General features: G+C 62.9%; 23 protein-coding genes. 16 read left to right on the forward strand and 7 right to left on the reverse strand.

The window, feature by feature from the left end:
• Positions 1-5 precede the first annotated feature (5 nt).
• The 3 genes from ASC85_RS09175 to ASC85_RS09185 form a co-directional block, all read right to left on the reverse strand.
• A complete protein-coding gene (locus tag ASC85_RS09175; protein ID WP_057449083.1) occupies positions 6-1187 on the reverse strand; it encodes an NAD(P)/FAD-dependent oxidoreductase in 1182 nt (393 codons plus the stop codon).
• Between the two features lie 167 nt (positions 1188-1354).
• The gene (locus tag ASC85_RS09180) at positions 1355-1759 is read right to left on the reverse strand and encodes a RidA family protein (protein ID WP_057449084.1); all 405 of its coding nucleotides are present in this window, start codon (positions 1757-1759) and stop codon (positions 1355-1357) included.
• Positions 1749-2885 (reverse strand): DSD1 family PLP-dependent enzyme, encoded by a 1137-nt coding sequence (locus ASC85_RS09185; RefSeq protein WP_057449085.1) that lies wholly within the window; start codon positions 2883-2885, stop codon positions 1749-1751. The genes ASC85_RS09180 and ASC85_RS09185 overlap by 11 nt, the downstream gene beginning before the upstream one ends.
• Before the next feature lie 95 nt (positions 2886-2980).
• Here ASC85_RS09185 and ASC85_RS09190 point away from each other — a divergent pair, with 95 nt between their 5' ends.
• From ASC85_RS09190 to ASC85_RS09250, 13 genes are all read left to right on the forward strand, one after another.
• Positions 2981-3865 carry a LysR family transcriptional regulator gene (locus ASC85_RS09190; RefSeq protein ID WP_057449086.1) on the forward strand — a complete coding sequence of 295 codons (885 nt, stop codon included), beginning with the start codon at positions 2981-2983 and terminating at the stop codon, positions 3863-3865.
• A 616-nt stretch (positions 3866-4481) separates the two neighbouring features.
• Complete coding sequence (locus ASC85_RS09195) at positions 4482-5150, forward strand: haloacid dehalogenase type II (RefSeq protein ID WP_003203206.1); 669 nt, start codon at positions 4482-4484, stop codon at positions 5148-5150.
• A 36-nt stretch (positions 5151-5186) separates the two neighbouring features.
• Entirely contained in the window at positions 5187-6461 is a 1275-nt protein-coding gene (locus tag ASC85_RS09200; RefSeq protein ID WP_057449087.1) for an NAD(P)/FAD-dependent oxidoreductase, read from the forward strand.
• Positions 6462-6546: 85 nt separating this feature from the next.
• Positions 6547-8190, forward strand: a complete 1644-nt coding sequence (locus tag ASC85_RS09205; protein ID WP_057449088.1) for an ABC transporter substrate-binding protein — start codon at positions 6547-6549, stop codon at positions 8188-8190.
• A gap of 43 nt (positions 8191-8233) precedes the next feature.
• Positions 8234-9190, forward strand: a complete 957-nt coding sequence (locus ASC85_RS09210) for an ABC transporter permease (protein WP_057449089.1) — start codon at positions 8234-8236, stop codon at positions 9188-9190.
• On the forward strand, positions 9187-10062 hold the full coding sequence (locus ASC85_RS09215; protein ID WP_057449090.1) for an ABC transporter permease: 876 nt from the start codon (positions 9187-9189) through the stop codon (positions 10060-10062). Before ASC85_RS09210 ends, ASC85_RS09215 begins: the two co-directional genes overlap by 4 nt.
• A 1-nt stretch (position 10063) precedes the next feature.
• Complete coding sequence (locus ASC85_RS09220; protein ID WP_057449091.1) at positions 10064-11908, forward strand: ABC transporter ATP-binding protein; 1845 nt, start codon at positions 10064-10066, stop codon at positions 11906-11908.
• Positions 11905-12213 (forward strand): (2Fe-2S)-binding protein, encoded by a 309-nt coding sequence (locus ASC85_RS09225; RefSeq protein WP_057449092.1) that lies wholly within the window; start codon positions 11905-11907, stop codon positions 12211-12213. The genes ASC85_RS09220 and ASC85_RS09225 overlap by 4 nt, the downstream gene beginning before the upstream one ends.
• Positions 12195-13586, forward strand: coding sequence for an FAD/NAD(P)-dependent oxidoreductase (locus ASC85_RS09230; protein WP_057449093.1), 1392 nt, complete (start codon positions 12195-12197; stop codon positions 13584-13586). Before ASC85_RS09225 ends, ASC85_RS09230 begins: the two co-directional genes overlap by 19 nt.
• Positions 13583-14737: an NAD(P)/FAD-dependent oxidoreductase gene (locus tag ASC85_RS09235; protein ID WP_057449094.1), complete on the forward strand. Its 1155-nt coding sequence runs from the start codon at positions 13583-13585 to the stop codon at positions 14735-14737. Before ASC85_RS09230 ends, ASC85_RS09235 begins: the two co-directional genes overlap by 4 nt.
• A complete protein-coding gene (gene argE, locus ASC85_RS09240; protein ID WP_003203187.1) occupies positions 14734-15891 on the forward strand; it encodes an acetylornithine deacetylase in 1158 nt (385 codons plus the stop codon). Before ASC85_RS09235 ends, argE begins: the two co-directional genes overlap by 4 nt.
• Before the next feature lie 312 nt (positions 15892-16203).
• Entirely contained in the window at positions 16204-17661 is a 1458-nt protein-coding gene (locus tag ASC85_RS09245) for an NAD-dependent succinate-semialdehyde dehydrogenase (RefSeq protein ID WP_057449095.1), read from the forward strand.
• Positions 17662-17701: 40 nt separating this feature from the next.
• Positions 17702-18781, forward strand: a complete 1080-nt coding sequence (locus ASC85_RS09250) for a tartrate dehydrogenase (RefSeq protein WP_024617429.1) — start codon at positions 17702-17704, stop codon at positions 18779-18781.
• Positions 18782-19326: 545 nt separating this feature from the next.
• Here the strand turns inward: ASC85_RS09250 and ASC85_RS09255 are convergent.
• From ASC85_RS09255 to ASC85_RS09265, 3 genes are all read right to left on the reverse strand, one after another.
• Positions 19327-20034, reverse strand: coding sequence for a cupin domain-containing protein (locus ASC85_RS09255; protein WP_057449096.1), 708 nt, complete (start codon positions 20032-20034; stop codon positions 19327-19329).
• A gap of 43 nt (positions 20035-20077) precedes the next feature.
• A complete protein-coding gene (locus ASC85_RS09260) occupies positions 20078-20935 on the reverse strand; it encodes a GNAT family N-acetyltransferase (RefSeq protein WP_057449097.1) in 858 nt (285 codons plus the stop codon).
• Positions 20936-21278: 343 nt separating this feature from the next.
• On the reverse strand, positions 21279-22205 hold the full coding sequence (locus tag ASC85_RS09265) for a 2-hydroxyacid dehydrogenase (protein ID WP_057449098.1): 927 nt from the start codon (positions 22203-22205) through the stop codon (positions 21279-21281).
• A 288-nt stretch (positions 22206-22493) separates the two neighbouring features.
• Between ASC85_RS09265 and gabT the strand changes: the two genes are divergently transcribed.
• The 3 genes from gabT (at position 22494) to ASC85_RS09280 (ending at position 25064) form a co-directional block, all read left to right on the forward strand.
• A complete protein-coding gene (gabT, locus tag ASC85_RS09270; protein ID WP_057449099.1) occupies positions 22494-23786 on the forward strand; it encodes a 4-aminobutyrate--2-oxoglutarate transaminase in 1293 nt (430 codons plus the stop codon).
• 87 nt (positions 23787-23873) lie between these two features.
• Positions 23874-24530, forward strand: coding sequence for an HAD family hydrolase (locus tag ASC85_RS09275; RefSeq protein WP_057449100.1), 657 nt, complete (start codon positions 23874-23876; stop codon positions 24528-24530).
• Between the two features lie 45 nt (positions 24531-24575).
• Complete coding sequence (locus tag ASC85_RS09280; protein ID WP_003203167.1) at positions 24576-25064, forward strand: Lrp/AsnC family transcriptional regulator; 489 nt, start codon at positions 24576-24578, stop codon at positions 25062-25064.
• 128 nt (positions 25065-25192) lie between these two features.
• On the opposite strand, the gene ASC85_RS09285 is transcribed toward ASC85_RS09280, so the two are convergent.
• Positions 25193-26146, reverse strand: a complete 954-nt coding sequence (locus tag ASC85_RS09285) for an alpha/beta fold hydrolase (RefSeq protein WP_057449101.1) — start codon at positions 26144-26146, stop codon at positions 25193-25195.
• Positions 26147-26527: the final 381 nt, after the last annotated feature.

Genomic DNA, 26527 nt, shown 5'->3' on the forward strand with positions numbered 1-26527 from the left:
TTGTGTCATATGAGTCTGCCGGTGCCAGGCGTGCTCATCTGAGGCATTGTCAGGGCGGTCGGTTCGGTAAACCTGCGAATATCAAAAGGGCTGATCAGGGTGCGAGTGCTGCCGGTGCTGATCAGCTCGGCCATGACGTCACCGACGCCCGGGCCGAGCTGGAAGCCATGCCCGCAGAACCCAAAGGCATAGAACAACCCCTTGACCTTGCCGCTTGGCCCCATGATCGGCAGCGAGTCTGGCGTATAGCTTTCGATGCCGCTCCACACCCGGATAATGTTGAGGTTCGCCACCCCGGGCAGCAGGCGGCTCATCTGATGCATCTGGTTGAGCAGGCTCTCGGGCTTGAAGTAGGCGCGACGGTTGATCATGTCCGGTTTGCAGCGGTTGCCGCCGCCGATGATGAGGTTGCCTCGGGGGATCTGCCGGAAATAAATCACCTCTTCCTTTATTTTGGTGAACACGCCGATCACGGTCGACAAGGCATAGGGCACCGGCTCGGTGACCGACATCTGTGGGCCATTGGCTTCCAACGGCACCGCTTCGTCGAATTGTTCCGACAGCCTCGCCCCCCAGGCGCCCGCCGTGATCAGCAGTTGCTCAGCGATGAATAGCTGGCCGTCGGTGGTGGTCACGTGGAACTGGTCATTCACCTTTTGCACCGTGGCGACTTCTGTTCGCTCGCGGATGCTGGCCCCGGCCCGTGTCGCCGCGCGGGCAAATGCCGGGGCGGCCAGGCGCGGGTTGGCGTGGCCGTCGTGAGGGGCGTACGAGCCGCCCTTGACCTGCGCACCGAGGAACGGGAAACGCGCGTGCAAGGCCTTGCCGGTGATGATCTGCAAGTCCAGTTCGCGGGCTTGGGGGGCGGCGGCGTAGGCTTCAAGCTCGGCGATTTCATCCTCGCGATAACAGACGCGCATATGGCCGCTGGGGATGAACTCCAGATCATCGCCAATCAACTCGGGGAGCCGTTTCCACAACCCGTACGAGCGATTCGACAGTTCCAGCTGGCCGAGGAATCGCCCTTGGCGTCGCACGTTGCCGAAATTCACCCCACTGGCGTACTGGCCGATCAGGTCGCGTTCCAGCAGGGTCACCGAGTGCCCACGCTGGCGCAGGAAAAACGCCGACGCCGACCCCATGATGCCGCCGCCGATAATCAAGACGTCGCTTTTTTGTGCCTTCATGATGTTCCCTCGAAAATCCTCGACAGCGGTTCAATAGCAATACAAGACCTGGCCCAGCCCCCCCTGTGGCGAGGGAGCTTGCTCCCGCTGGGTCGCGCAGCGGCCCCAAAAAAGCGGTGAGCGCTTCGCACTCAAGAGGGAGCAAGCTCCCTCGCCACAGGTTCATCTCATGCCGTTGGGAAGGGGCGCGCACGGGCCAGCGCTTCGATTTCGATCAGGTACCCATGATGCAAGGCCGGGACGGGCACCACCGCACGCGCGGGCCGGTGTTCGCCAAGGTAGCGGGCGTAGATCCGGTCGAAAGCCGGCCAGTGTTCGATGCCGGCGACATAGACCGTCACTTTCAGCAGGTCGCTGGGGCTGCGGCCTGCCGCGCCGAGAATCGCCATCAGGTTGTCCAGGACGATGGCGGCTTGCACTTCGAACGGTTGGTCGACGCTGTGGCTGCCATCGGCGCGTACCGGCAGTTGTCCAGACACGTACAAGACGCCCTGGTGCAAGACCGCCTGGGTGTAATGTCCGCCCGCAGCGGCCGCCCGGGTTGTGTGAATCAACTCGATTTCACCAGCCATGCAGACGGCTCCAGGTGTACACCGCGCCCGAGGCATCGCAGGCGCGGTAATCAGGGAATTGCGCACCGGTGGCGCAGGCGTGGTTGGGCAGGATGCGCAGGCGACTGCCAATGGGAAACCGCTCGCTGATATCGATGTCCCCGGGACTGGAAAGGGTGACGATGCCGTGCTCCTGGTTGGCGCTGGTGAGCAGCGCCCCCTCGATCCAGTCGCCGGCTTCGCTGCACACTTGCCCATACCCGAAATCCCGTTGCTGGCGCTGTGTACCCCGATCACGACTCATGGCCATCCAGCCGGCATCGGTGATGATCCAGCCTTTGTCCTGCTGATGGCCGATCACGGTGGTCAGTACGCTCAGGGCCAGCTCATCCGCCTGGCAAACACCGATGTTGTGCATCACCAGGTCGAAGAACACATAAACGCCGGCGCGCACTTCAGTGACGCCTTCCAGGCTTTGCGCCGAAAGTGCCGTGGGTGTGGAGCCGATGCTGACCTCGGGGCAGGCCAGCCCGGCTGTGCGGATGCGTTGGGCGGCGCTGACGCAGAGGTAGCGTTCTTGTTCGGCCAAGGCTTGCAGCGCTTGGGGCGTATCGAGCTCGTAGCTGGACCCGGCGTGGGTCATGACGCCGCGAAGCTGCATGCCGCCTTCGCTGAGTCGTCGCGCGATGTCGACTAGTGCATCGTCTTCAACGCGCACGCCGGACCGATGACCATCGCAATCGATCTCGATCCAGACCTCGAAACGTTCGTCGTGCTGCCTGCCGAAATCAACGATGGCCTGCGTCGCCGCCAGGCTGTCGGTCAAGATGCTCAATCGACAGCCCTTGCGCCGCAGCGTCAGGGCCTGGGCCAGTTTGCCGGGCGCCATGGACACGGCATAAAAGATGTCGCGGATGCCTTCGGCGAAGCAATGCTCGGCTTCCTTGAGGGTCGACACGGTGATGGCGCTGGCGCCTGCTGCAAGCTGCGCCCGAACCACCGGCAGGCATTTGCTGGTCTTGATGTGCGGGCGCAAACGCACGCCCAAGGCGTCCATGCGTTGTTGCATGCGCTGGATATTGCGCAGCATTCGCGGTACATCGATGAGCGCGACCGGGGTATCGAGAGAAGCAATTGAGATTGGCATGAACGAGGCTCGCGAGTGAAAGACAGGCTCGACTCTACTCAGTCATCGTAAAGCCGTGGTTCAATGCGCTGTCATCAATCATTAAGTTGAACTGAATGATCAGCCTCGAAGACCTGCGCATGGCCGTGACGCTGGCACGCTGCGAATCGTTGAGTGCCGCTGCCAGGGCCCTCAATGTCTCGCCGCCGGCGCTGTCCATGCGCCTACGCAAACTGGAGACGCTCCTGGGCCTGACCTTGGCCAATCGCGACGCCCGGCGGCTGAGCCTGACCGCCGACGGCGAGCGTTTCTCGCGCCAGAGTGCGCTGTTGCTGGAACAGCTGGAGGCGCTTCCCGAATCGTTCAGGCAGCAAGACGATCAACTGGTTGGTACCCTCAGGCTGGCGGCACCGTTCGGCTATGGACGCCAACGCCTCGCGCCGTTGCTGGCGCGTTTTGCCAGGTTGCACCCGCAGCTATGCCTGCATCTGGATCTCCGGGAAACGCCCTGGCCTGACCGTCATGACAGCGATGCGGTGATTCACATCGGTCACCTGAGCGACAGCCAGTGGGTCGCCCGACCCCTCACGCAAAATGACCGATGGCTGTGCGCCAGTCCCGCTTACCTGGAGCAGAACGGCATACCGCTAGCGCCGGAGCAACTCGCCGAGCATCGCTGCATCTGTATTCGTGAAAACGATGAAGATGTCACCCTGTGGCACCTGCGCAATGCGCACGGGCGCAAGACCCTGCGGATCAAGCCTGCCTTGTTGAGCAACGACGGCAGCGTGGCCCGACGCTGGGCCGAACAGGGCCTGGGGCTGGTGCTGCGTTCGCAATGGGACGTCAGCAAAGCCGTCGCCGACGGTCGCCTGGTACGGGTGCTCGCCGATTGGCAATTCGACAGCGCCCCCATCAACCTGCTGGTGCCCTCGCGCAAACTGCGCAGCGCGCGGGTGCAGGCGTTGGTGAGTTTCCTGGAGACCGAACTGAAGGTCTGAATAGGCCACTGCTCCTACCGACCCACCGCCATCGCGAGCGAGCTCGCTCCCACAGTGGATCGGCGGCGTTCCTTGAACCTGTGTCCACCACCAACCCCCTGTGGGAGCGAGCCTGCTCGCGATGACGGCAGCCCATTCACCACACCTGCAAGCAGACCCACCGCTTTCGCGAGCAAGCCCGCTCCCACAATGGATCTGCGGCGTTTCCTGAACCTGTGTCCACCACCATCCCCCTGTGGGAGCGAGCTTGCTCGCGATGACGGCAGCCCATTCACCACACCTGCAAGCAGACCCACCGCCATCGCGGATGCTGAAGCTGCTGCGCCAAGCGTAGATTCTGCCGAAAACAACTCTTTGCAGAGCCGTTTGGCGCACCATAACTGCCCCCAAACCCACAGAAACACGGGCACGACGCCCACGCCTGGAGCATCCCGCAAAGTCTGCTGAGCGAGCCCCGCAAAACGGTGGTTTGTACCAAGCGGCCGGTATTTTTAACGATTTATCCACGGTCTCATGGTGTTGTAATGAAAACGTGATGCAGCGTTGCACCGATGCCTCACGAAAGGCGCCATCGTTCGCCTCGTCGAGCCTTCAACAACAATCCAGGACCGCACTCATGAGCTTTCTTCGACCCAAGTACATCACCTTCGACTGCTACGGCACGTTGACCAATTTCCAGATGGGCACCATGACCCGCGAGCTGTTCGCCGACCGTGTCGATGCCGGCCAGATGGACCAGTTCGTCAAGGACTTCTCCGCTTATCGCCTGGACCAGGTGATGGGTGACTGGCGGCCCTATGATGAAATCATCAAGACCTCCCTGATGCGGGTCTGCAAGCGTTGGGGCGTCGAATATCGTGGCGAAGGCCAGCTCTATTACGACGCCGTACCAACCTGGGGCCCCCACGCCGATGTACCGGCGGGCCTGTCGAAAATCGCCGACAAGATCCCCCTGGTGATTTTTTCCAACGCGATGGACGAGCAGATCATGTCCAACGTCGACAAGCTTGGCGCACCTTTCCATAAAGTCTTCACGGCCCAGCAGGCCCAGGCCTACAAGCCGCGCCTGGCCGCGTTCGAATTCATGCTCGATAACCTTGGCTGCGGACCGGAAGACGTCCTGCATGTGTCGTCGAGCTTCCGTTACGACCTGATGTCGGCCCACGACATGAAGATCAAGCACAAAGCCTTCGTCGCCCGCGGTCATGAACATCCGGCCAACGCTGCCTTTGGCTACCACCAGATCCCGGACATCGGCGGGTTGCCCGCGCTGGTCGGGCTCTGAGTCTCGACGCACGCTTGCAGGCGAAAGGGGTTAGACATGGGCAGTGAGTCCTATTGGCTCGACACCGCACCGGCGTTCACCGGTGCTCAGCTCGGCGGATTGCCCGGACAGGTCGATGTCGCCATCGTCGGTGGCGGCTTCACCGGTCTGGCGGCGGCGCGGGCCCTGGCCTTGAAGGGGGCCAGCGTGGCGGTACTGGAAGCGGGCAGGGTGATTGGCGAGGCGTCAGGGCGCAACGGCGGGCATTGCAGTACCGGCGTGGCCCAGGATTACGCGGCACTCACCGCCAGCCTCGGCGCCGACAAGGCTCGGGCGTATTACCAAGCCTATGAAAGCGCCGTGCAGAGCGTCGTGACGCTGGTGGAGCAAGAGCAGATTGCTTGCGACCTCAAGCGCAACGGCAAACTCAAGCTGGCCGCCAAGCCAATGCACTACGAAGGGTTGGCGCGCACCTGTGAATTGATCCGCAAGGAAGTCGATGCCGAGGTCGAGTTGCTCTCGGCCCAGGAGACGCGGGCGGAAGTCAATTCGGCGCAGTTTCACGGTGGCCTGTTGCAGCGCAATGGTGTGCAGATGCATGTCGGGCGTTTCGGCGTCGGCCTGGCCGAAGCGGCCGCCCGTCACGGTGCGTTGATCTTCCAGGGCGTGGCGGTGCAGGACTGGAAGGCCAGTGCCGGCGGTTATCGAGTCAACACCAGCAAAGGGGCGCTGCAAGCCTCGCAGATCCTGCTGGCGACCGGTACCTGTCAGCAGGGTGGCCTGGGCTGGTATCGGCGGCGGATCGTGCCGGTGGGCAGCTTCGTGATCGCCACCGAGGTCCTGCCCCAGGCGCTGATCGACAGCTTGCTGCCGGCCCGGCGTTCCTATGTCACCAGCCGCATGATCGGTAACTACTTTCGCCTGACCCCGGACAACCGCCTGCTGTTTGGCGGCCGTGCGCGGTTTGCCATGTCCGACAGTGTTTCCGATGCCAAGAGCGGCAAGGTGTTGCAAGCGGCGATGGTGCAGATGTTCCCGCAATTGGCGAACACCCGGATCGACTATTGCTGGGGCGGCCTGGTGGATATGACCTCCGATCGCTTGCCCCGGGCCGGCCAGCATGGCGGGGTTTACCACTCCATGGGCTACAGCGGCCACGGCGTGCAGATGTCGGTGCACATGGGGCAGGTGATGGCCGAGGTCATGGCCGGCAAGGTCGAGGCCAACCCTTGGCGCGAACTGGATTGGCCGGCCATTCCCGGGCACTTCGGCAAGCCTTGGTTTTTGCCGCTGGTCGGCGCGTATTACCGCTTGCAGGACTACCTGCACTGAGTTTCACCGCGTTGTTTGGCGTTTCAACCACGTTGCGTTAACGCACGTAATCGAGCCCTATCATTTTCCGAAAGGTAGAACTGACATGAGTGACACTAAAAACGGCATCAAAGACCAGTTGATCACCGGTACAGAAAGTCTGCGTGTTTTCGAAGGGCTCAACCGCGGCATGTCGCGCCGCCATGCATTGCAGATGCTCGGGCTGGCCGGTGTGGCCGCGGCGGGTGCCGGCAGCCTGTTCGGCGCCGCCGGCAAACTGCTTGCCGATGAGCAGGCAAGCCCCGGCAAAGGCAAGCCCGGCGGGCGTATCCGGGTCGCTGGTATCTCCAGTTCCACCGCCGATACCCTGGACCCGGCCAAAGGCTCATCGTCCACGGACTACGTGCGCCATTACATGTTCTACAACGGCCTGACGCGTTTCGACAGCCACATGGTGCCGCAACTGGAACTGGCCGAACGCATCGACACCACCGATGCCACGCTCTGGGTGATTACCCTGCGCAAGGAAGTGACCTTCCACAACGGCAAGGGCCTCACCGCCGCCGACGTGGTGTTTTCGCTGATGCGTCACAAGGACCCGATCACCGGTTCCAAGGTCTTGCCGCTGGCCGAGCAGTTTGCCGAGGTCAAGGCCACGGGCACCCATGAAGTGCAGATACGCCTGAGCGGCCCGAATGCCGAGCTGCCATCGATCCTTGCCATTTCCCACCTGTTGATCGTCCCCGAGGGCACCAGCGACTTCAACCAGGGCATCGGCACCGGCCCGTTCAAGGTCAAGGAGTTCAAGCCTGGGGTGCGTTCCATCGGTGCGCGCAACACCAACTACTGGAAGCCTGGCCTGCCGTATCTCGACGAAATCGAATTCATTGGCATCGGTGACGAGCCGTCACGGGTCAACGCGTTGCTGTCGGGCGACGTGCAGATCATCAACGAGGTCAACCCGCGCTCGACCACACGCATCAAGGACAGCACCACCCATCGCGTGGTGGACTCGCCGTCGGGTAACTACACCGACCTGATCATTCGCCAGGACCAGATGCCCGGCCAGAGCCCGGAGTTCACCGAGGCGATGAAACTGCTGCTGGACCGCGAACAGGTCAAGTCGGCGATCTTCCGTGGGTTCGCCAGGGTCGGTAACGACCACCCGATTGCGCCCGGCGCACGCTTCTACAACGCCGACCTGCCACAACGGACCTACGATCCGGAGAAGGCCCGTTTCCTGCTGAAGAAGGCCGGCATGGAAAGCATCAGCATGCCGGTGATGTGCTCGCCGGCCGCCACCGGTTCGGTCGACGTTGCCGTGTTGCTGCAACAATCGGCCAAGGAAGCCGGGCTCAAGCTCAACGTCAATCGGCTGCCGAGCGACGGCTACTGGTCCAACCACTGGGCCAAGCACCCGCTGAGCTTCGGCAACATCAACCCGCGGCCTAACGCCGACATGTTGTTCTCGCAGTTCTTCCAGTCGACGGCGCCGTGGAACGAATCCGGCTGGAAAAACCCGCAGTTCGACCAACTGCTGATCCAGGCTCGCGGTGAAACCGATGAAGCCAAGCGCGGCAAGATGTACGCGGATATGCAGACCCTGGTGCATAACCACAGCGGCATCGGCATCCCGGTGTTCATCAGCAACATCGATGGCGTCGACCAACGCGTCAAAGGTTATGGCACCAACCCACTGGGCGGTTTCATGGGCTATATGTTCGCTGAGCAAGTCTGGCTTGACGCTTGATGCGTGTTGTCTTGCGGCGTGACATGGCACAAGGGGTAGGGCGATGAATAGCAACACACTTTGGTTGATCGGCCGGCGCCTGGGCGCTGCGGTCGTGACCCTGTTGATCGTATCGATGGTGGTGTTCGCCATTACGGCGGTGTTGCCGGGAGACGCGGCGCAACAGTCCCTTGGACAGTTCGCCACGCCTGAGCAAGTGGCGGCGCTGCGGGTGAAGATGGGCCTGGACCAACCGGGTGTGTTGCGCTACCTGCACTGGTTGATGAGCCTGCTCAGCGGTGACATGGGCGTGTCGATCTCCAACGCCACGCCAGTCAGCGAGTTGATGGCTGGCCGGGTGCCCAACACCCTGATGCTGGCGGCGGCCACGGCGCTGGTGTCGGTGCCGGTGGCGTTGATCCTGGGCATCGGCTCGGCGATGGGGCGAGGGGGGCGCATCGACGGCTTCCTGAGCTTCTTCACCCTGACGATGGTGGCGGTGCCGGAGTTCCTGGTCGCCACCCTTGCCGTGCTGATTTTCGCGGTGAACCTGGGCTGGCTTTCGGCGCTGTCCTATTCCAGCGAGATCACTTCGCCGCTGCAATTCATGCGCACCTATGCCTTGCCGGTGATGACCCTGTGCTGCGTCATCGTCGCGCAAATGGCGCGCATGACCCGGGCGGCGGTGATCGATCAACTTGACAGCCCCTACGTGGAAATGGCCCGCCTCAAAGGCGTGAGCCCGGTGCGGGTGGTGCTGCGCCATGCCTTGCCCAATGCCATCGGGCCGATCGCCAATGCCATCGCCCTGAGCCTGTCCTACCTGCTGGGTGGGGTGGTGATCGTCGAGACGATTTTCAACTATCCCGGCATCGCCAGCCTGATGGTCGATGCCGTGACCAACCGCGACATGGCGCTGGTCCAGGCCTGCACCATGCTGTTTTGTACGGCGTACCTGATCTTGGTGCTGGTGGCTGACCTGTGCGCGATCCTGTCCAATCCGAGGCTGAGAAACCAATGAACAATCTCATTGTGAAATCCCCGCCTGCGGCGCCCGAACTGGCCTTGGGCAAGGTGGCGCGCAAAACCCCCTGGCTCGGCCTGATCGGCGCCGCGATGTGCGTGATCTGGTTGCTGGTGGCGATCTTCGGGCCATGGCTGGCGCCGCACCCGGTGGGGGAAGTGGTCTCCGACAATGTCTTCGATAACCTCAGCGCCGCTTATCCGCTGGGCACCGATTATCTGGGCCGCGACATGCTCAGCCGCATTCTGGTGGGCGCGCGCTTCACGGTGGGCCTGGCGTTGGTGGCGGCAGTACTGGCCAGTGGGCTGGGCACCAGTTGCGCGCTGCTGTCGGTGGTTTCGCCGAAGTGGCTGGACGAGCTGATCAGCCGCCTGATGGATGCCTTCATTTCGATCCCGAGCAAGATGCTGGCGCTGATCATGGTCTCGGCGTTCGGCTCGTCAGTGACCCTGCTGATCTGCACGGCGGTGCTCAGCTTCATGCCGGGGGCGTTTCGTATCGCCCGCAGCATGGCGGTGAACATCGAGGCCCTGGAGTACGTGCAAGTGGCCCGCACCCGTGGCGAACGCCGGCTGTACATCGCCTGTGTGGAAATCCTGCCGAACATGCTCAACCCGGTGCTGACCGACCTGGGTCTGCGTTTCGGCTTCATCGTCCTGCTGCTCAGCGGCATGAGCTTCCTCGGCCTGGGCGTGCAACCGCCGGATGCCGACCTGGGTTCGCTGGTGCGGGAAAACATCGGCGGCCTCAACCAGGGCGCGCCGGCCATCGTGATTCCTGCCCTGGCCATCGGCACCCTGACCATTGGCGTCAATCTGTTTATCGACCGCTTGTCTTCGCGGCGCAACCGACGTACGGGAGGCCATTGATATGAGCCAGTTGATCCGAGTCGAGAACCTGCGCGTGGTCGCCTGTGGCGAGCGCAGCGAGGTGGAGATCGTCAAGGGCGTGAGTTTCTCCCTGGAGAAAGGTGAAGTGCTGGCGCTGATCGGCGAGTCCGGTTCGGGCAAGACCACCATCGCCCTGGCACTGCTCGGTTATGCCCGGCGCGGTTGTCGCCTGGCCGGCGGCGTGGTGCAGATTGGCGAGCACGACATGCTCGCCTTGAGTGAGCACGAGCTGCAAGGCCTGCGCGGCAATCGGGTGTCGTACATTGCCCAAAGCGCCGCGGCGGCGTTCAACCCGGCCAAGCAACTCATCGACCAGGTGGTGGAAGGCGCGTTGATCCATGGCCTGGGCAGCCGGGCCGTGCTCGAAGCCAAGGCCATCGAACTGTTCCGCGACCTGGCACTGCCGGATCCCGAGCGCATCGGCCAGCGTTATCCCCATCAAGTGTCCGGCGGGCAACTGCAGCGGGTGATGGCGGCCATGGCGCTGATCAGCGATCCGCTGCTGGTGGTGCTCGATGAGCCGACCACGGCCCTTGATGTGACCACCCAGATCGACGTGCTGCGCGCCTTCAAGCGGGTGGTGCGCGAGCGTGGCGCGACGGCGGTCTACGTGTCCCACGACCTGGCCGTCGTGGCGCAAATGGCCGACCAGATCGTGGTGCTCAACGGCGGGCAGATCTTCGAACAGAGCGCCACCGCGCCGCTGCTCAAGGGCCCGGCTCATGCCTACACCCGCAGCCTGCTGGCGGCGGCCCGGCCAGACACCACCATTCGCCCGCCGTGCGGTGTGGCCGAAGACACGCCGCTGCTGACCATCAAGGGCCTGACCGCCGGCTACGGCAACAAGAACCAGCACGGCATGCCGGCGATCCGGGTGCTCGAAGACATCGACCTGACCGTGCGCAGGGGCCAGGCCATCGGTGTGATCGGTGAGTCGGGCTCGGGCAAATCCACCTTGGCGAGGGTGGTGGCCGGGCTGTTGACCCCGGCCCTGGGCGGGCTGACGTTTGACGGTCAGCCACTGGGTGGCAGCCTGTCCGAGCGCACGGATGAACAGTTCCGGCGCATCCAGATGGTGTTCCAGAACGCCGACACCGCACTCAACCCGATGCACAGCATCAGCACCATCCTGAGCCGGCCGTTGAAGATGTATTTCGGCCTCAAGGGCGCGGCGCTGCGTGAGCGTATCGGCGAATTGCTCGACCTGGTGCGTCTGCCACGGGACATGGCCGAGCGCCGCCCGAGCGAACTCTCCGGCGGACAGAAACAGCGGGTCAACCTGGCCCGGGCGCTGGCGGCCAAGCCAGACCTGATCCTGTGCGATGAAGTGACCTCGGCCCTCGACACCGTGGTCGGCGCGGCAATCCTCGAACTGCTGCGCGACCTGCGCCAGCAACTGGGGGTGTCCTACCTGTTCATCAGCCATGACATCTCCACGGTGCGGGCGCTGTGCGACGACATCGTGGTGATGTACAGCGGCCACAAGGTTCAAGAGGGCAGCCGGCAATCGTTCGCCCAGGCGCCGTTCCATCCCTACACCGACCTGCTGATCCACTCAGTACCGGAGATGCGCCAGGGTTGGCTGGAAAGTTGTGGCGCCACCACCTGCGGCACGCTGCCGGCGTTGGGCGCGCGCGCCGAGGTGCCGCAGCTGTGCACCTTCCTCAATCGCTGCCCGGCGCGGGTCGATGGCCTGTGCAACCACACCGCGCCGCCCCGGCGGATCATCGACGGCGGCAGCGAGGTGCTCTGTCATCACGACAGTGCCGAGCTGCTCAAGCGCCAACAGGATTCAAACAGCATGATCGTGGGAGCCTACGCATGAGCGCGCGTTTCGTGAGGTTGGCCGAACAGGGCCGGCCCGTCGTCAAATTGAAAGTGGATGGCGTCCCGGTCGAGGCGTTGCAGGGCGACACCTTGATGGTCGCGTTGCTGACCCACGGCCCGGCGTTGCGCCAGTCGGAATTCGATCCGGGCAGCCGGGCCGGTTTCTGCCTGATGGGCGCCTGCCAGGATTGCTGGGTCTGGACCCGCAGCGGCGAACGCCTGCGAGCCTGCTCCAATGAAGTACGCGAAGGGTTGGACATCATCACTGAGCAACCGGAGGCGATATGGCCACTGCGCGGCTGAACACGCATCGAGTCGTCATCGTCGGCGCCGGGCCGGCCGGCATCCGTTGCGCGCAGACCCTGGTCGCAGCGGGCTTCAAGCCGATCCTGCTCGACGAAAACCGTCGCGATGGCGGGCAGATCTACCGGCGCCAGCCCGAAGGGTTCACCCGCAGCTACGCCACGCTGTACGGCACCGAAGCGGACAAGGCCCGTGACCTGCACGAAAGCTTCGACCGTTTGCGCCCGCAGATCGACTACCGTCCGGACACCCTGGTGTGGAACCTGACACCGGGGCAATTGTGCTGCGTCAGCCAGGGCCAGCACACGACGGTGGATTACGACGCGCTGATCCTCTGCACCGGCGCCACCGACCGCTTGATGCCCATCGAGGGCTGGCAGTTGGGCGGCACCTACAGCCTCGGCGGCGCGCAGATCGCCTTGAAGGCCCAGGCGGTTTCCATCGGCCACCGGGTGGTGTTCATGGGCAGCGGACCGTTGCTGTATCTGGTCGCCAGCCAATACCTCAAGGCCGGCGCCAACGTCACGGCGGTGCTGGACACATCGCCGCTGGGCCAGCGCATCAAAGCCTTGCCCAAACTCATGGCGCGCCCGAGCTTGCTGTTCACCGGCATGAAACTGTTGGCGCAGTTGTATCGGGCGAAGATTGCTGTGCACTTGGGCATTTCGCCGCTGCAGATTCTGGGAGAAGCGACTACCGGCGTCAGCGGCGTGCGGGTTCGTACCGCCAGTGGGGAAGCCTTGACGGTGGCCTGCGATGCGGTGGCGCTGGGTTATCACTTGCGCCCGGAAACCCAACTGGCCGACCTGGCGGGCTGCCGCCTGCGCTTTGACGAGGCGTCCAGCCAATGGCTGCTGGACACGGACGAAGAGGGACGGACCTCGGTCAGCGGTGTCTACGCCGCCGGTGATGGTTCGAAGATCCGTGGCGCCGATGCCGCCGAGCATGCCGGGCGCCTGGTCGCCCTGGCATTGTTGAGCGATCTGCAGCAGCCGGTGGACGCCGCACAGGTCGCTGAGCAGCGCCAGGCGCTCAAGGTAATGGACGCGTTTCGCCTCGGCCTGGCCCAGGCGTTTCCCTGGCCAGCGGCACAAGCCAAGGCCTTGCCGGACGAAGCCATCGTTTGCCGCTGCGAGATGATCAGCGCCGGTGAACTGCGCCGTACGGTCAGCGAAAAGGGTGCTTGTGAAGTCAACCGGGCCAAGGCGTTCAGCCGGGTTGGCATGGGCCGCTGCCAGGGACGTTATTGCTCCCAGGCCGGGGCCGAAGTGATTGCAGCAGCAGCGGGTGTCCAGGTGCAGGAGGTGGGACGCCAGCGCGGTCAGGCTCCCGTGAAACCACTTTCGATGCTCACTCGGGAGGTGACGCCATGACGCTGAATAAAGCCGATGTGGTGATTGTCGGCGGCGGCCTGATGGGCTCGGCGGCAGCGTTTTTCCTGCGCCAACGGGGGCAGTCGGTGATCCTGCTGGAGCGTGACCAGATCGGCCAGTACGCCAGCGGCGTCAACTTCGGTAACGTGCGGCGCCAGGGGCGTTTTCTCGGGCAACTGGAACTGGCCAACCGCTCCTGGGCGCTGTGGAAACGCCTGCCGGAGCTGATCGACGACGACTTGGAGTTCATCGCCAGCGGGCACATGCGCGTGTGTTATCGCGAGGATGAAATACCCGAGCTTGAGGCTTACGCCGCGGCACCGGAAGCGGCGCAACTGGACTTGCAGATCTATCGTGGCAGCGAGCTGCATGCGCGTTTTCCGTTTCTCGGCAAGGACGTCAAGGGCGGCTCCTATGCGCCTCACGACGGTCACGCCAACCCGCGTCTGGCCGCCCCGGCGTTTGCCCGGGCGGCACGGCGGCTCGGTGCGCGCATCGAGGAACGCACCGAGGTGGCCGAGGTGCAGAAGGTCGGTGACGGGTTCAGCATCAGCACCACCGATGGTCGTCAGTTCAGCGCCGCCCAACTGTTGATTACCGCGGGCGCTTGGGGCCAGAAGCTCTCGGCGCAGTTCGGCGAGCCAGTGCCGCTGGAGACCAACGGCCCGCAGATGGCCGTCACCGAACCGGTGCCGTATGCCTTGCCGACGGTGATCGGCGTGTACACCAAGATTCCTGAGGAAGTGATCTATTTCCGCCAGATTCCCCGGGGCAATATCATTATCGGCGGCGGCTATCGCAGCAAGCCGGACATGCTCAACCGCCGGGCCTATGTCGAGCCGCGCAGCATCCTCAACCAACTGGACCAGATGCGTCGCCTGCTGCCGGGTGTCGGCAATCTCAACATCATCCGCGTGTGGAGCGGCATCGAAGGCTACCTACCCGATTCCCTGCCGGTGATGGGCCCCAGTGGCAACGTCGATGGCTTGTACTATGCGTTCGGCTTCAGCGGCCATGGCTTCCAGCTCGGTCCGGGCGTTGGCGATGTCATGGCTGAACTGATCAGCACCGGCAGCACTCGAACCCTCATCGAGCCGTTCTCCATCCGCCGGTTCGCCCTTTCCGCCGAGCAACGGAGCAAGGCCTCATGAAACCCCGCGTGTTAGCCATTTTCGAACGCCTGCTGGCGTTTGAAACGGTCTCTTCAGAATCGAACCTGGCCCTGATCGAATACGTGCGCGAGCTGTTGCTGAGCAAGGGTATCGAGTCGCTGATCGTCAAGGATGAGAGCGGCAAGAAGGCCAACCTGTTCGCCAGCACCGGCCCGCGTGAGTTGCCCGGGGTCCTGCTGTCCGGCCACACCGACGTGGTGCCGGCGGCAGGGCAGGCCTGGACCGTTCCGGCGTTCCAGGCGACCGTGCGCGATGGGCGGGTGTACGGGCGCGGCAGTTGTGACATGAAAGGTTTTATTGCGCTGGCCATCGACGCCATGCTCGATGCTGCTGACCATTCGTTGAACCGGCCATTGCAACTGGCGCTTTCCCACGACGAAGAGATCGGTTGCGTGGGGGTGCGGCGTTTGCTCGATGTGCTGCACCTGGCGCCGGTGCGACCGTTTCTGTGCGTGATCGGCGAGCCGACCAACATGCAGTTCGTGCTCGGCCACAAGGGCAAGGGTTCCTATCGCACTTACTGTCGCGGCCTGGAAGCGCACTCATCGCTGGCACCGCGCTCGGTCAATGCGATTCACGTGGCCTGCGATTTCATCGCGGCGTTGCGCCAGAGCCAGCAGCAATTGCAGGAGCAAGGCGCCCAGGACGCGGATTACGACGTGCCCTACAGCACCGTGCATGTCGGGCAGATTGTCGGCGGCAAGGCACTGAACATCGTGCCAAACCTGTGCACCCTGGATTTCGAAGTGCGCAATTTGCCGGACGACGATCTGGACCTGTTCCTGGAGCAACTGCGCGAGCGCGCCGAGGTGATCGTGCGCGAGGCGAAAAAACTCTCCAGCGTCGCGGACATCGAGATCGAAACCCTCAACGTCTATCCGGGCCTCGACACTCATCCGAGCGTCGAAGCTGTGCGTTTCCTGAAAAACTTTGCCACCCCGGACACCGGCACCGCCAAGGTCTCCTTCGGCACCGAGGGCGGGCTGTTCAAGCAGCGCCTGGATGTACCCGTGGTGGTCTGCGGCCCAGGCTCCATCGAACAGGCGCACAAGCCTGACGAGTTCATCGAGATCAGCCAGATGGAGGCGGGGGAGCGGTTCCTGGAAGGGTTGCTCGGCTCGCTGAAAATCTAAGCCCTGCACAAAACAAAAGGTGGGAGCACACCTGTGGGAGCACACCTGTGGGAGCAAAGCTTGCTCGCGATGAACGATGACACGGTCTTGATCGATGTCGCCTGATCCACCGCCATCGCGAGCAAGCTTTGCTCCCACAGTATTCAGTATTCAGTATTCAATATTCAGTGTTCGGTGCTTAGCCTGGGGCCTCGGTAGAGCCTGCCGTCCCACCTCGAAACTTCAGCATCCAACACTGCCCAAACCCCGCTTTCAGCATCCTGCCCCGCGGCATCTCCTTAGACTGGAATCACCTCGGAACAGGACGCGACCATGCTCAAGAATCGATTGAAAGACCCCAGCCTGTTGGCAGAACTCGCTTACATCGACGGTCAGTGGATCGGCGCCGACAACGCCGCCACCCTTGACGTCATTGACCCGGCCACCGGTCAGGTGCTCGCCCGTGTACCGGCGATGCAAGGCGTGGAAACCCGGCGTGCCATCGAGGCCGCCGAGCGCGCCTGGCCGGCGTGGCGCGCGCGTCCGGCGGCGGAGCGGGCAGCGCTGTTGGAGCGCTGGTATCAAGCCATGATGGACAACCTCGACGACCTCGCGCTGATCATGACCTGTGAACAGGGCAAGCCATTGAACGAAGCCAAAGGCGAAATCCGCTACGGGGCCGGTTTCGCCAAATGGTTTGCCGAAGAGGCCCGACGGGTCTATGGCGAAACCATCCCGGCGCCCAGCGGCGACCGACGCCTGCTCACGCTCAAGCAGCCGGTGGGTGTCTGTGCGGCGATCACCCCCTGGAATTTCCCCAATGCGATGATCACTCGCAAGTGCGCCCCGGCCCTGGCGGCGGGTTGCCCGGTCATCGTCAAACCCTCGGACCTGACCCCCTTGTCGGCCCTGGCCCTGGCGGTGCTGGCCGAGCGGGTCGGGATTCCGGCCGGGGTGTTCAACGTCGTGACGGGTATGCCCGCCGGTATCGGCGAAGAACTGACCGGCAACCCGACGGTGCGCAAGATTTCCTTTACCGGTTCCACGGCGGTCGGGCGCTTGCTGATGCGCCAGAGCGCCGAGCACATCAAGCGCTTGAGCCTGGAGCTGGGCGGCAATGCGCCGTTCATCGTGTTTGACGACGCGGACCTGGAGCAGGCGGTGGCCGGCATCATGCTCAGCAAGTTTCGCAACGCTGGCCAGACCTGCGTCTGCGCCAACCGCATCCTGGTGCAGGACGGTATCTACGAACGCTTCGCCGCGCGTCTGGTAGAGGAGGTGGCCAAGCTCAAGGTCGGCAACGGGTTGGAGGCTGACGTGATGATCGGCCCGCTGATCAACCTCGCGGCGGTGAACAAAGTCGCCCGGCACATCGACGATGCGTTGGGCCAGGGCGCGCGTCTGCTCTGTGGTGGTATTCCCGAGGGCGACAGTCAGTTTGTCCAGCCAACGGTACTGGGCGAGGCCCATGCCGGGATGTTGCTGGCCAACGAGGAAACCTTCGGCCCGGTGGCGCCGCTGATGCGCTTTACTACTGAAGAGCAGGCCCTGGCCCTGGCCAATGCCACGCCGTATGGCCTGGGCGCTTACTACTTCACCCAGGACCTGCGCCGCTCATGGCGTTTCGGCGAGGCGCTGGAGTTCGGCATGGTCGGGCTCAATACCGGGCTTATCTCCATGGAAGTCGCGCCCTTCGGCGGCATCAAACAGTCGGGCCTGGGGCGCGAAGGCAGCAAGTACGGCCTGGACGAGTACCTTGAAGTCAAAGCCTTCCACATCGGTGGGCTGTGATGCGACCGTCATTTGAACAGACACCAGGGAGCCACGATTGATGAGCAAACCATTTCGAATCGCTGCCATTGCCGGCGATGGCATCGGCAAGGAAGTCCTGCCCGAAGGGCTGCGGGTACTGGAGCAAGCCGCGAAAAAGTGGCAGTTGTCGCTGGACATCGAAGTGCTCGATTGGGCCCATTGCGATTACTACCTGGAGCACGGGCAGATGATGCCCGCTGACTGGTTCGAACAACTCAAGGGCTTCGACGCGATCTACTTCGGCGCCGTGGGTTGGCCGGACAAGGTGCCGGACCATATTTCCCTGTGGGGCTCGTTGCTCAAGTTCCGTCGCGACTTCGACCAGTACGTGAACATCCGCCCGGTGCGGCTGTTTCCGGGCGTGCCGTGTCCGTTGGCCGGACGCAAGGCGGGGGACATCGACTTCGTGGTGATCCGCGAGAACACCGAGGGCGAATATTCTTCCATCGGCGGCAAGATGTTCGAAGGCACCGAGCATGAGTTCGTGCTGCAGGAGTCGGTGTTCACCCGGCGCGGGGTCGACCGCATCCTGAAGTTCGCCTTCGACCTGGCCCAGACCCGACCGCGCAAGCGCCTGACAGCGGCGACCAAGTCCAACGGTATTTCCATCAGCATGCCGTATTGGGACGAGCGCACGGCATTGATGGCCGAGCGGTACCCGGACGTGAAGTGGGACAAGCAACACATCGACATCCTGTGTGCTCGCTTTGTTTTGCAGCCGGACCGGTTTGATGTGGTGGTGGCGTCCAACCTGTTCGGCGACATCCTCTCCGACCTGGGCCCGGCCTGCGCCGGCACCATCGGTATCGCACCGTCGGCCAACCTCGATCCGGAGCGCCGCTTCCCGTCGCTGTTCGAACCGGTGCATGGCTCGGCGCCCGATATCTATGGGCAGAACATCGCCAACCCGATCGCGATGATCTGGTCCGGCGCCTTGATGCTCGACTTCCTGGGTAACGGCGATGAGCGCTACCGCGCGGCCCATGATGGGATCCTCAAGGCCATCGAACAGGTGATCGCCGAAGGCCCCATCACCCCCGACCTGGGTGGGCAAGGCTCGACCCAGGATGTTGGCCAGGCCATCGCCGCCGCGCTCTGAGGCTTGATCCAACCTGCGACACCTTTTGCCCGCTCACACTGCGGGCTTTTTTTTGCTGATCCGACGCTACCCGCCAAAACCCCTTGTGGGAGCGAGCCTGCTCGCGATAGCGGTGGGTCAGCTTGCGATGATGTTGGATGTGCCGCCGCCATCGCGAGCAAGCTTTGCTCCCACATTGGGTCCTCGGTTGGCCGCAGATTTCACATCCACCACAAATCCCCTGTGGGAGCGAGCCTGCTCGCGAAAGCGGTGGGTCAGCTTGCGATGATGTTGGATGTGCCACCGCCATCGCGAGCAAGCTTTGCTCCCACATTGGGCCCTCGGTTGACCACAGATTTCACATCCGCCCGCAACCCGTTGTGGGAGCAAAGCTTGCTCGCGAAAGCGGTGGATCAGCGAGTGGTGATGTTGGATGTGCCGCCGCCATCGCGAGCAAGCTTTGCTCCCACATTGGGTCCTCGGTTGGCCGCAGATTTCACATCCACCACCAATCCCCTGTGGGAGCGAGCTTGCTCGCGATAGCGGTGGAACTGCCATACACCGGATTACTTGACGACGTACACCTTGCGCACATAAACGCTGCTTTTCCAGGCACACGGTGCATTCAGCGGCACGAATACGGTATCGCCGGTGTTGACCGTCAAGTCGCTGCCATCGGCTGCCTGCAAGGTGACGCTGCCTTCGAGCAGGTGCATCAGTTCATGCAGTTTGTGCGCTCGTGACTTGCGGGTGTAGGGCGTCGAGTCCCAGATGCCGATGCGCAGGTTGCTCGCTTCTTCGACAAACAGATTGTGCGAGCGACATTGTGGCGGCGGGCTGAGCAGGATCTCGTCATCCGGGGCAGCGGAAGGCGAGAGCAGGGTGTGGGCGGGGAGCGCCGTCAGCCCGGGAAGGTGTGTTTCGATGCGCTGGGTGTCGGCACAGAAGGCCCAGAGCGAGCCGGGTTGCGCCTCGACCTCAAGCGCCGTGCCCCGACCGATCACCGCGCTTTCACCCGGCTTGAGCTGCAGCGTCTGCCCCTGGCTGCGCAGCGTCACTGCGCCGGCATGCACCACGAGCGTCTCACTGAAGGGGTATGCATCGACGCTGAACAGTCCGCTCGCCCGGACCACGCCGGCAGCCATGCCATCTTCCCCAGCATAGGCGATGAGTCGGTCGAACGGATCGTTGGCGCCCAGTGAACCCGGGGTGAACGGGGTTGAGGCAAGGCGGCCATCGGCGTGTGCCAACAGCACTGCAGTGGGTTCGAGCATGAAGGTGATTCTCCAGGGAAGCGTTGAGGGGAGTGTGGGTTTTTCAGCCAATGGCCTGGGTCACTGGCGCAAATTGCCGAACCGCGCCGGTCGCCTGCGGGGGCGTGCCCCGTGCCATTTGGGCGACGGTGTCGACCTGCTTGAGCCCGGCCTCTTCCAGCCAAGGGGCCAGGCCGCTGTTTGAAGGGATGTCGATGCGAACGAATGCGTCCGGCACGCGGGCCAGCAGCACGGCGATCAAGTGCTGGGCCTGTTCCAGGTTCTGGGCGATGACCGGGCCAATGCAGCGGCCACGGCCGAAGGGGCGCAGCAGGGCGAAGGCGCACAAGTGACCGTCGCGTTCGATACCCGCTGAATGTTCAACGACCTCGAACAGGTCATTGAGTACGGCGCTCCGCTCCAGCCCGCTCCCGGCATTGGCCAGTTTGATCAGTTCGGCGTGATCGGCTTCGCTCAACTCGCGGCAGCGTTCGCCAGCGGCCAGTTCCAGTGGGGCCGGCACCAGCGCTTGCCCTTGGTGCTGCTGGATATGCCCAAAATCAACGAACCCCTGGCTGGCATACAGCGGGGCACCGGCCAGCGTCGCATTTAGCACGGCGGTCCGCGAGCCGCAAGCCTCGATCGCCAGTTCCATCAGCTTGCGACCGATCCCCTGGCCCTGGTACTCATCGTCGACAATCACCAGGCCGATGGTGGCGTAGTCCCCCTGGGCGCAGGTGAACGCCGTTCCGATCAAACGGCCCTGGTCTTCCACGACAAACCCCTGGGCGACGCGTTGCAACATCGCCCAGTCTTCCAGGCGATGGGGCCATTTCAACTGCACGGACAAGGCATGGGCCGCAGGCACGTCGGTGGCGGTCATGGCGCGATAGAAGTAAGTGGGGCGTTGCGAAATGGACATGGCTGATCACCATAAAATAAGGGACGAAAGCGGATGGATGTGTGCGCTGAAAGCCTTTGTATCTCACCTGCCACCGGGCCTGGCAAGGGCGGCACATCGATTCGGTATCTTGCGTAAGCAACGGCTCTGCCGGCCACATTTCTTGCTCAAATCAGAGGCTTGGCCAGCAGTAAATACCGAGTCGGATTTCATGGTTGAGCGCAAAGATGTAGCTGCCTGCAGGCGCCGTGTAGGAGCTGCCGAGTGTAACGAGGCTGCGATCTTTTTCCTGGCAGTTGAGTCCTGAGGGAACGACCGACAGATCAATAGATCGCAGCCTTCGGCAGCTCCTACAGGGCTCCGGTCAATAGCTGCGCTCACGATCAACCAGGCCCAGCATCGATTCTCCCCGTTGATGCCGGCGGATGTTCTCCAGCAACACGCCAAAGGCACTTTCAGGCTGAGTCATCGCCGCGATGTGTGGGGTCAATAGTATCTGTGGATGGTGCCAGAAGGGATGATCCGCCGGCGCCGGTTCCTGCTCCAGCACGTCCAGCACCGCGGCGCTGAGTTGGCCGTCGGCAAGGGCTTCAAGCAGGTCCGCTTCCACCAGGTGCCCACCTCGGCCCATGTTGACCAACGCTGCGCCCTTGGGTAGGTGTTGGAACAGCTGGCGGTTGAGGATCCCTCGGGTCTGCTCGGTCAACGGCAGGACGCATAGCACAATGTCGCATTGACCGAGAAACGCCGGCAGTTGCTCGTCGCCGGCAAAGCACACCACCCCCTCAATGTCATGCTCGCTGCGGGCCCAGCCTGACAAGGCAAAACCAAAGGTCTTCAAGGTGGCAAGTATCTGCCGTGCCTGCAAACCCAGGCCCATGACGCCCACCCGGCGTTGTCCGGCGGGCACCAGCCGGTGCGCTTGCCAGCACCGTTCGGCCTGTTGCTGGCGATAGCGCAACATGTCCCGGTGCAGGCTGAGCACGGCGAAACTGGCGTACTCGCACATGCCCTGGCTGATGCCCGGGTCGAGCAAGCGCACCACCGGCAGCGTCGTTGGCAAGCGGCCAAGGTCGAGCTGATCCACGCCGGCCGACAAGGCGAACAGCACCTGCAGATTCGGCAACAGCGTTTCGACGTCGTCCGGCGCCTGCCAGGCCGCCAGGTACTGGATATCCCGCGGGTTGCCGATGTCTGGCCAGGCACGCCATTCGATGTCCGGCGCGTGTTCGGCGAACAGGCGCCGCCAGTGTTCGCCGCGTACCGGGTCAGCTTTATAGAGCAGGGCCATGGGTCACTTCTCGCCTGAAATCAAGGAGCCCCTAGCATGCCTCAACGCCAGAGCAGGATCTGTCGAAAGGGCCGGCGTAGCAGCATCACGCTGCGTTGCAAGGTGCCTCTTGCGGCAGATTCCATGGGGCTGGAATGCCTCTGGAGGATTCTGCTGTTTGCCGGGGTGTAAACAGTCGATCCGAATTTCTCAACGACCAAGTTCGGCTTAGACAATCGCGTCGAACGCTTAACCTGTGAACACACCGCAGCCGCTTCCTGGGTGCGAGGCTCACGATGGGAAATGCCAATGAACAGTAAAGTCGAAGAAACCCCAAGTTTGCTCCGTCAGCGTGATCAATTCGTGCCCCGTGGCCTGGTCACCGCGCACCCGTTGGTGATCGATCGGGCCCAGGGCTCGGAATTATGGGACGTGGACGGCAAGCGCTACCTGGACTTCGTCGGCGGCATCGGTGTGTTGAACATCGGCCACAATCACCCCAAGGTCGTCGCGGCCGTGCAGGCCCAGTTGCAGAAAATCTCCCATGCCTGCTTCCAGGTCGTGGCCTACAAGCCTTACCTGGACCTGGCCCAGCGCCTGTGTGAAATGATCGGCGGCCAGGAGGCCTATAAAGCGGCATTTTTTACCTCGGGTGCCGAAGCGGTGGAGAACGCAGTAAAGATCGCCCGGGCCCACACCAACCGCTCGGCCGTGATTGCCTTTCGCGGCGGGTTCCATGGCCGGACCTTGCTCGGCACCACGCTGACCGGCATGAGCCAGCCGTATAAACAGAACTTCGGTCCGTTCGCCCCGGAGGTCTTCCACACGCCGTATCCGAATGCCTATCGCGGCGTCACCAGCGCGATGGCGCTCCAGGCCCTGGACGAACTGCTGGCCACCCAAGTGGCACCTGAGCGGGTCGCGGCGATCATCATCGAGCCGGTGCAAGGCGATGGCGGTTTCCTGTCGGCCCCCGCCGAGTTTTTGCAGGGCCTGCGCGCATTGACGCAAAAGCATGGCATTGTGTTGATTCTCGATGAAATCCAGACCGGTTTCGGTCGCACCGGTAAATGGTTCGGCTTCCAGCACGCCGGCATCCAGCCGGACCTGGTCACGGTCGCCAAGAGCCTCGCCGGTGGCTTGCCGCTGTCGGGCGTGGTTGGCAAGGCCGAGATCATGGACGCTCCACTGCCGGGTGGCCTGGGCGGTACTTACGGCGGTAATGCGCTGTCGTGCGCGGCGGCGCTGGCGGTGATCGAGGCGTACGAGCAAGAACAGCTGCTGGCCCGTGGTGAAGTCCTGGGTGAGCGCTTGCGCCAGGGCCTGCTGCATCTGCAAACCCGTTACCCGCAGATCGGCGACGTGCGCGGCAGCGGCTTCATGCTGGCGATCGAACTGATCAAGCATGACGACGCGCGCACCCCGGACGCCGACCTGAACCAACGCCTGATCGACGAAGCCCGGGCCGGTGGTTTGCTGGTGATCAAGTGCGGCGTGTACCGCAACGTCTTGCGCTTCCTGGCGCCGCTGGTCACCAGCGAGGCGCAGATCGACGAAGCGTTGCAGATTCTCGACGGCGCCTTGGCACGCGTCCTGGGCTGATGCCCGCGTTCATGACGTTTGCCGGGGCAGGCGTCAGTGGCGGTTAATGGAGCGTTGATCGATGGGACATCATCGGAGGCTTTACAGATGAGGCTGACTGAATATCGGGCGTTGTTGATCGACTGCGATGAGGTCCTGGTGGATCGGGACTCCGGCGTCTGGACGGCGTTGCAACCGTTGCTGGAAAACCATGGCGAGCCGTTGGACAAAGCACAGGTGCTCGCCGATTTTGACGAGGTACTGCAAGCCTTGTACCCGCGTTTCGGCGAATTGGGCTTCAGCGGCTTGCTGTGTTTCGCCCACCGTCAATTGGCCGAGCGCTGGAAGCTCAAGGTCAGTTGGGAGGAGGGCATGAGCTTCGCCCGCTCGGCTGCCGGTTGGACGCTGTTCGAGGATGCGCCGGGTGCGATGCTCTACCTGCGCAAGTTCTATCGGTTGTTGGTGCTGGGGGATCGCGATGCCGAGGACCGGGGCGTGTTGTGCGAGCGCCTGGGCATCGAGCCTGATGATTTTATTTCGCTGGCGAGCGAGCCGTTGCAGGATCACGATTGGTTGACGGCCAATGGCCTGAGCGCCGAGACGATTCTCCAGGTGACCCGTCCCGGCGCCCGCCCACGGTCGGTTGGGGCTGTCTGCTTGATCTGCCGTAACGACGACATGTCTCCCGCACCGTGCGCGGCGGACTACTGCATCAACAGTATGGCTGATCTGGTCGCTCAGCATCAGCTGTCCTTACGACGCTGATTTTGTTAGAAGATTGTCTTACAAACGGCAGGCAAGAGGTATGCGATGGAAGGTTTAGCGAAACTGGACCGGATCGACATCAGCATTTTGGTAGAGCTTCAAAAAGATGGCCGCATGACCAACGTCAGCCTGGCCGATGCCGTGGGCTTGTCCGCCAGCCCGTGCCTGCAACGGGTCAAACGACTGGAGTCGTTGGGGTACATTTCCAGCTACAAGGCCCATCTGAACCTGGCCAAGATTACCGACTCGGTGACGGTCTTCACCGAAGTCACCCTCAGCGACCACAAGCGTGAGGACTTCGCCAAGTTCGAATCCAACATCCGCCTGGTGGATGAAGTACTCGAATGCCACCTCATCAGCGGCGGCTACGACTACCTGGTGCGCTTCATGACCCGCAGCATCCAGGACTATCAGGACGTGATGGAAAGCCTGCTGGACAAGAACATCGGCATCTCCAAGTACTTCAGCTACATCGTCATCAAGTCACCGGTGCGCAAGGACGAGATTCCATTGCGTAAGTTGTTGCGGCATTGAACCCGAGATCCATCCTAGAACAACTGTGGGAGCGAGCTTGCTCGCGAAGGCGTCGGCAGATTCAGCATTGAGTCAGGCTGATCTACCGCCATCGCGAGCAAGCTCGCTCCCACAAGGGATCTGGGCTTTTATTCCTTGAGGAAGGTCAGCAGATCCTGATTGAGGCGATCCTTGTGCGTCTCGGTCAAGCCGTGCGGCGCGCCAGGGTAGACGATCAGTCGAGCGCCCTTGATCAGCGCCGCCGAGGCCCGGCCTGAAGCGTCGATAGGCACGATCTGGTCGTCATCGCCATGGATCACCAGTGTCGGCACATCGAACTTCTTCAAATCGCCGCGCAAGTCGGTCGCCGAGAATGCCGCGATCGAGTCATAGGTATTCTTGCTGCCGCCCTGCATGCCCTGCACCCAGAACGACTGGATCAGCCCTTGGGATGGTTTGGCGCCCTTGCGGTTGTAGCCGTAGAACGGGCCCGAGGCAATGTCCAGGTACAGCTGCGAGCGGTTCTCCAGGGATGCCTTGCGCAGGCCATCGAACACCTCGATAGGCAAGCCACCGGGGTTGGTGTCTGTCTTGAGCATCAACGGCGGAACAGAGGACACCAGCACGGCTTTCTTCACTCGAGCGGTGCCGTGACGGCCGATGTAGCGAGCCACTTCACCGCCCCCTGTCGAGAAGCCCACCAGCGTGACATTCTTCAGGTCCAGCGCTTCAATCACCGCCGCCAGGTCATCGGCGTAGTGATCCATGTCGTTGCCTTCCCAAGGCTGGCTGGAGCGACCGTGGCCGCGACGGTCATGAGCCACCACGCGATAACCCTTCGAGGCGAGGAACATCATCTGGCCTTCCCAACTGTCGGAGTCCAGTGGCCAGCCGTGGCTGAAGGTCACGACCTGACCATCGCGCGGGCCCCAGTCCTTGTAATACAGCTGCACGCCATCCTTGGTGGTGATGTAGCTGGCCGACTGGACCACGCTGCCGACAGCAGACGCACTGGCAGCGGCCTGGACAGGCGACGCGGCCTCGGCGCTGAGGGTGGCCAATGCCAGGGTGGCGACAGCGAGGGTGCGGTTGAATGTGTTCATCGTTTCTCTCTCCATAAGGTCGGTTTGATCTGCGGCGATCGTCATCGATCGCGTTGGTGGGCAGATTAGAGAGAGAGGTCGAGGACGAGAACGGCGCTGGCATCGATAGCAACTATGGGGAAATCGGATAGCTGCGTTTCGCTTTGGTTGCGGTGAACCAGTCATCAACCAAAAGAAGGCATCGGCCCCAGCGAGTGCAGGATCCACATGACTGCTGCCACAGCTACCAGCACCGCAACCACAATGCCGATCAGCACCCATTTCAGGATTTTCTGCCCTTTCGACGGCTGGGACCTTGGCGCGTGTGCCTCTACCGTGTGCCGAAATTCCCCGGCGCATCGCGGGCAAGCAGCGGTGTCGTAAGGGAGGAGGAACCCGCAT

The sequence above is a fragment of the Pseudomonas sp. Root401 genome, assembly GCF_001425105.1.
GTDB classification, from domain to species: domain Bacteria; phylum Pseudomonadota; class Gammaproteobacteria; order Pseudomonadales; family Pseudomonadaceae; genus Aquipseudomonas; species Aquipseudomonas brassicacearum.

Bases quoted from the DNA above. Each gene is read 5' to 3' on its own strand.
- ASC85_RS09175 (WP_057449083.1), bottom strand. From the start codon at position 1,187: ATGAAGGCACAAAAAAGCGACGTCTTGATTATCGGCGGCGGCATCATG.
- ASC85_RS09180 (WP_057449084.1), bottom strand. From the start codon at position 1,759: ATGGCTGGTGAAATCGAGTTGATTCACACAACCCGGGCGGCCGCTGCG.
- ASC85_RS09185 (WP_057449085.1), bottom strand. From the start codon at position 2,885: ATGCCAATCTCAATTGCTTCTCTCGATACCCCGGTCGCGCTCATCGAT.
- ASC85_RS09190 (WP_057449086.1), top strand. From the start codon at position 2,981: ATGATCAGCCTCGAAGACCTGCGCATGGCCGTGACGCTGGCACGCTGC.
- ASC85_RS09195 (WP_003203206.1), top strand. From the start codon at position 4,482: ATGAGCTTTCTTCGACCCAAGTACATCACCTTCGACTGCTACGGCACG.
- ASC85_RS09200 (WP_057449087.1), top strand. From the start codon at position 5,187: ATGGGCAGTGAGTCCTATTGGCTCGACACCGCACCGGCGTTCACCGGT.
- ASC85_RS09205 (WP_057449088.1), top strand. From the start codon at position 6,547: ATGAGTGACACTAAAAACGGCATCAAAGACCAGTTGATCACCGGTACA.
- ASC85_RS09210 (WP_057449089.1), top strand. From the start codon at position 8,234: ATGAATAGCAACACACTTTGGTTGATCGGCCGGCGCCTGGGCGCTGCG.
- ASC85_RS09215 (WP_057449090.1), top strand. From the start codon at position 9,187: ATGAACAATCTCATTGTGAAATCCCCGCCTGCGGCGCCCGAACTGGCC.
- ASC85_RS09220 (WP_057449091.1), top strand. From the start codon at position 10,064: ATGAGCCAGTTGATCCGAGTCGAGAACCTGCGCGTGGTCGCCTGTGGC.
- ASC85_RS09225 (WP_057449092.1), top strand. From the start codon at position 11,905: ATGAGCGCGCGTTTCGTGAGGTTGGCCGAACAGGGCCGGCCCGTCGTC.
- ASC85_RS09230 (WP_057449093.1), top strand. From the start codon at position 12,195: ATGGCCACTGCGCGGCTGAACACGCATCGAGTCGTCATCGTCGGCGCC.
- ASC85_RS09235 (WP_057449094.1), top strand. From the start codon at position 13,583: ATGACGCTGAATAAAGCCGATGTGGTGATTGTCGGCGGCGGCCTGATG.
- argE (WP_003203187.1), top strand. From the start codon at position 14,734: ATGAAACCCCGCGTGTTAGCCATTTTCGAACGCCTGCTGGCGTTTGAA.
- ASC85_RS09245 (WP_057449095.1), top strand. From the start codon at position 16,204: ATGCTCAAGAATCGATTGAAAGACCCCAGCCTGTTGGCAGAACTCGCT.
- ASC85_RS09250 (WP_024617429.1), top strand. From the start codon at position 17,702: ATGAGCAAACCATTTCGAATCGCTGCCATTGCCGGCGATGGCATCGGC.
- ASC85_RS09255 (WP_057449096.1), bottom strand. From the start codon at position 20,034: ATGCTCGAACCCACTGCAGTGCTGTTGGCACACGCCGATGGCCGCCTT.
- ASC85_RS09260 (WP_057449097.1), bottom strand. From the start codon at position 20,935: ATGTCCATTTCGCAACGCCCCACTTACTTCTATCGCGCCATGACCGCC.
- ASC85_RS09265 (WP_057449098.1), bottom strand. From the start codon at position 22,205: ATGGCCCTGCTCTATAAAGCTGACCCGGTACGCGGCGAACACTGGCGG.
- gabT (WP_057449099.1), top strand. From the start codon at position 22,494: ATGAACAGTAAAGTCGAAGAAACCCCAAGTTTGCTCCGTCAGCGTGAT.
- ASC85_RS09275 (WP_057449100.1), top strand. From the start codon at position 23,874: ATGAGGCTGACTGAATATCGGGCGTTGTTGATCGACTGCGATGAGGTC.
- ASC85_RS09280 (WP_003203167.1), top strand. From the start codon at position 24,576: ATGGAAGGTTTAGCGAAACTGGACCGGATCGACATCAGCATTTTGGTA.
- ASC85_RS09285 (WP_057449101.1), bottom strand. From the start codon at position 26,146: ATGAACACATTCAACCGCACCCTCGCTGTCGCCACCCTGGCATTGGCC.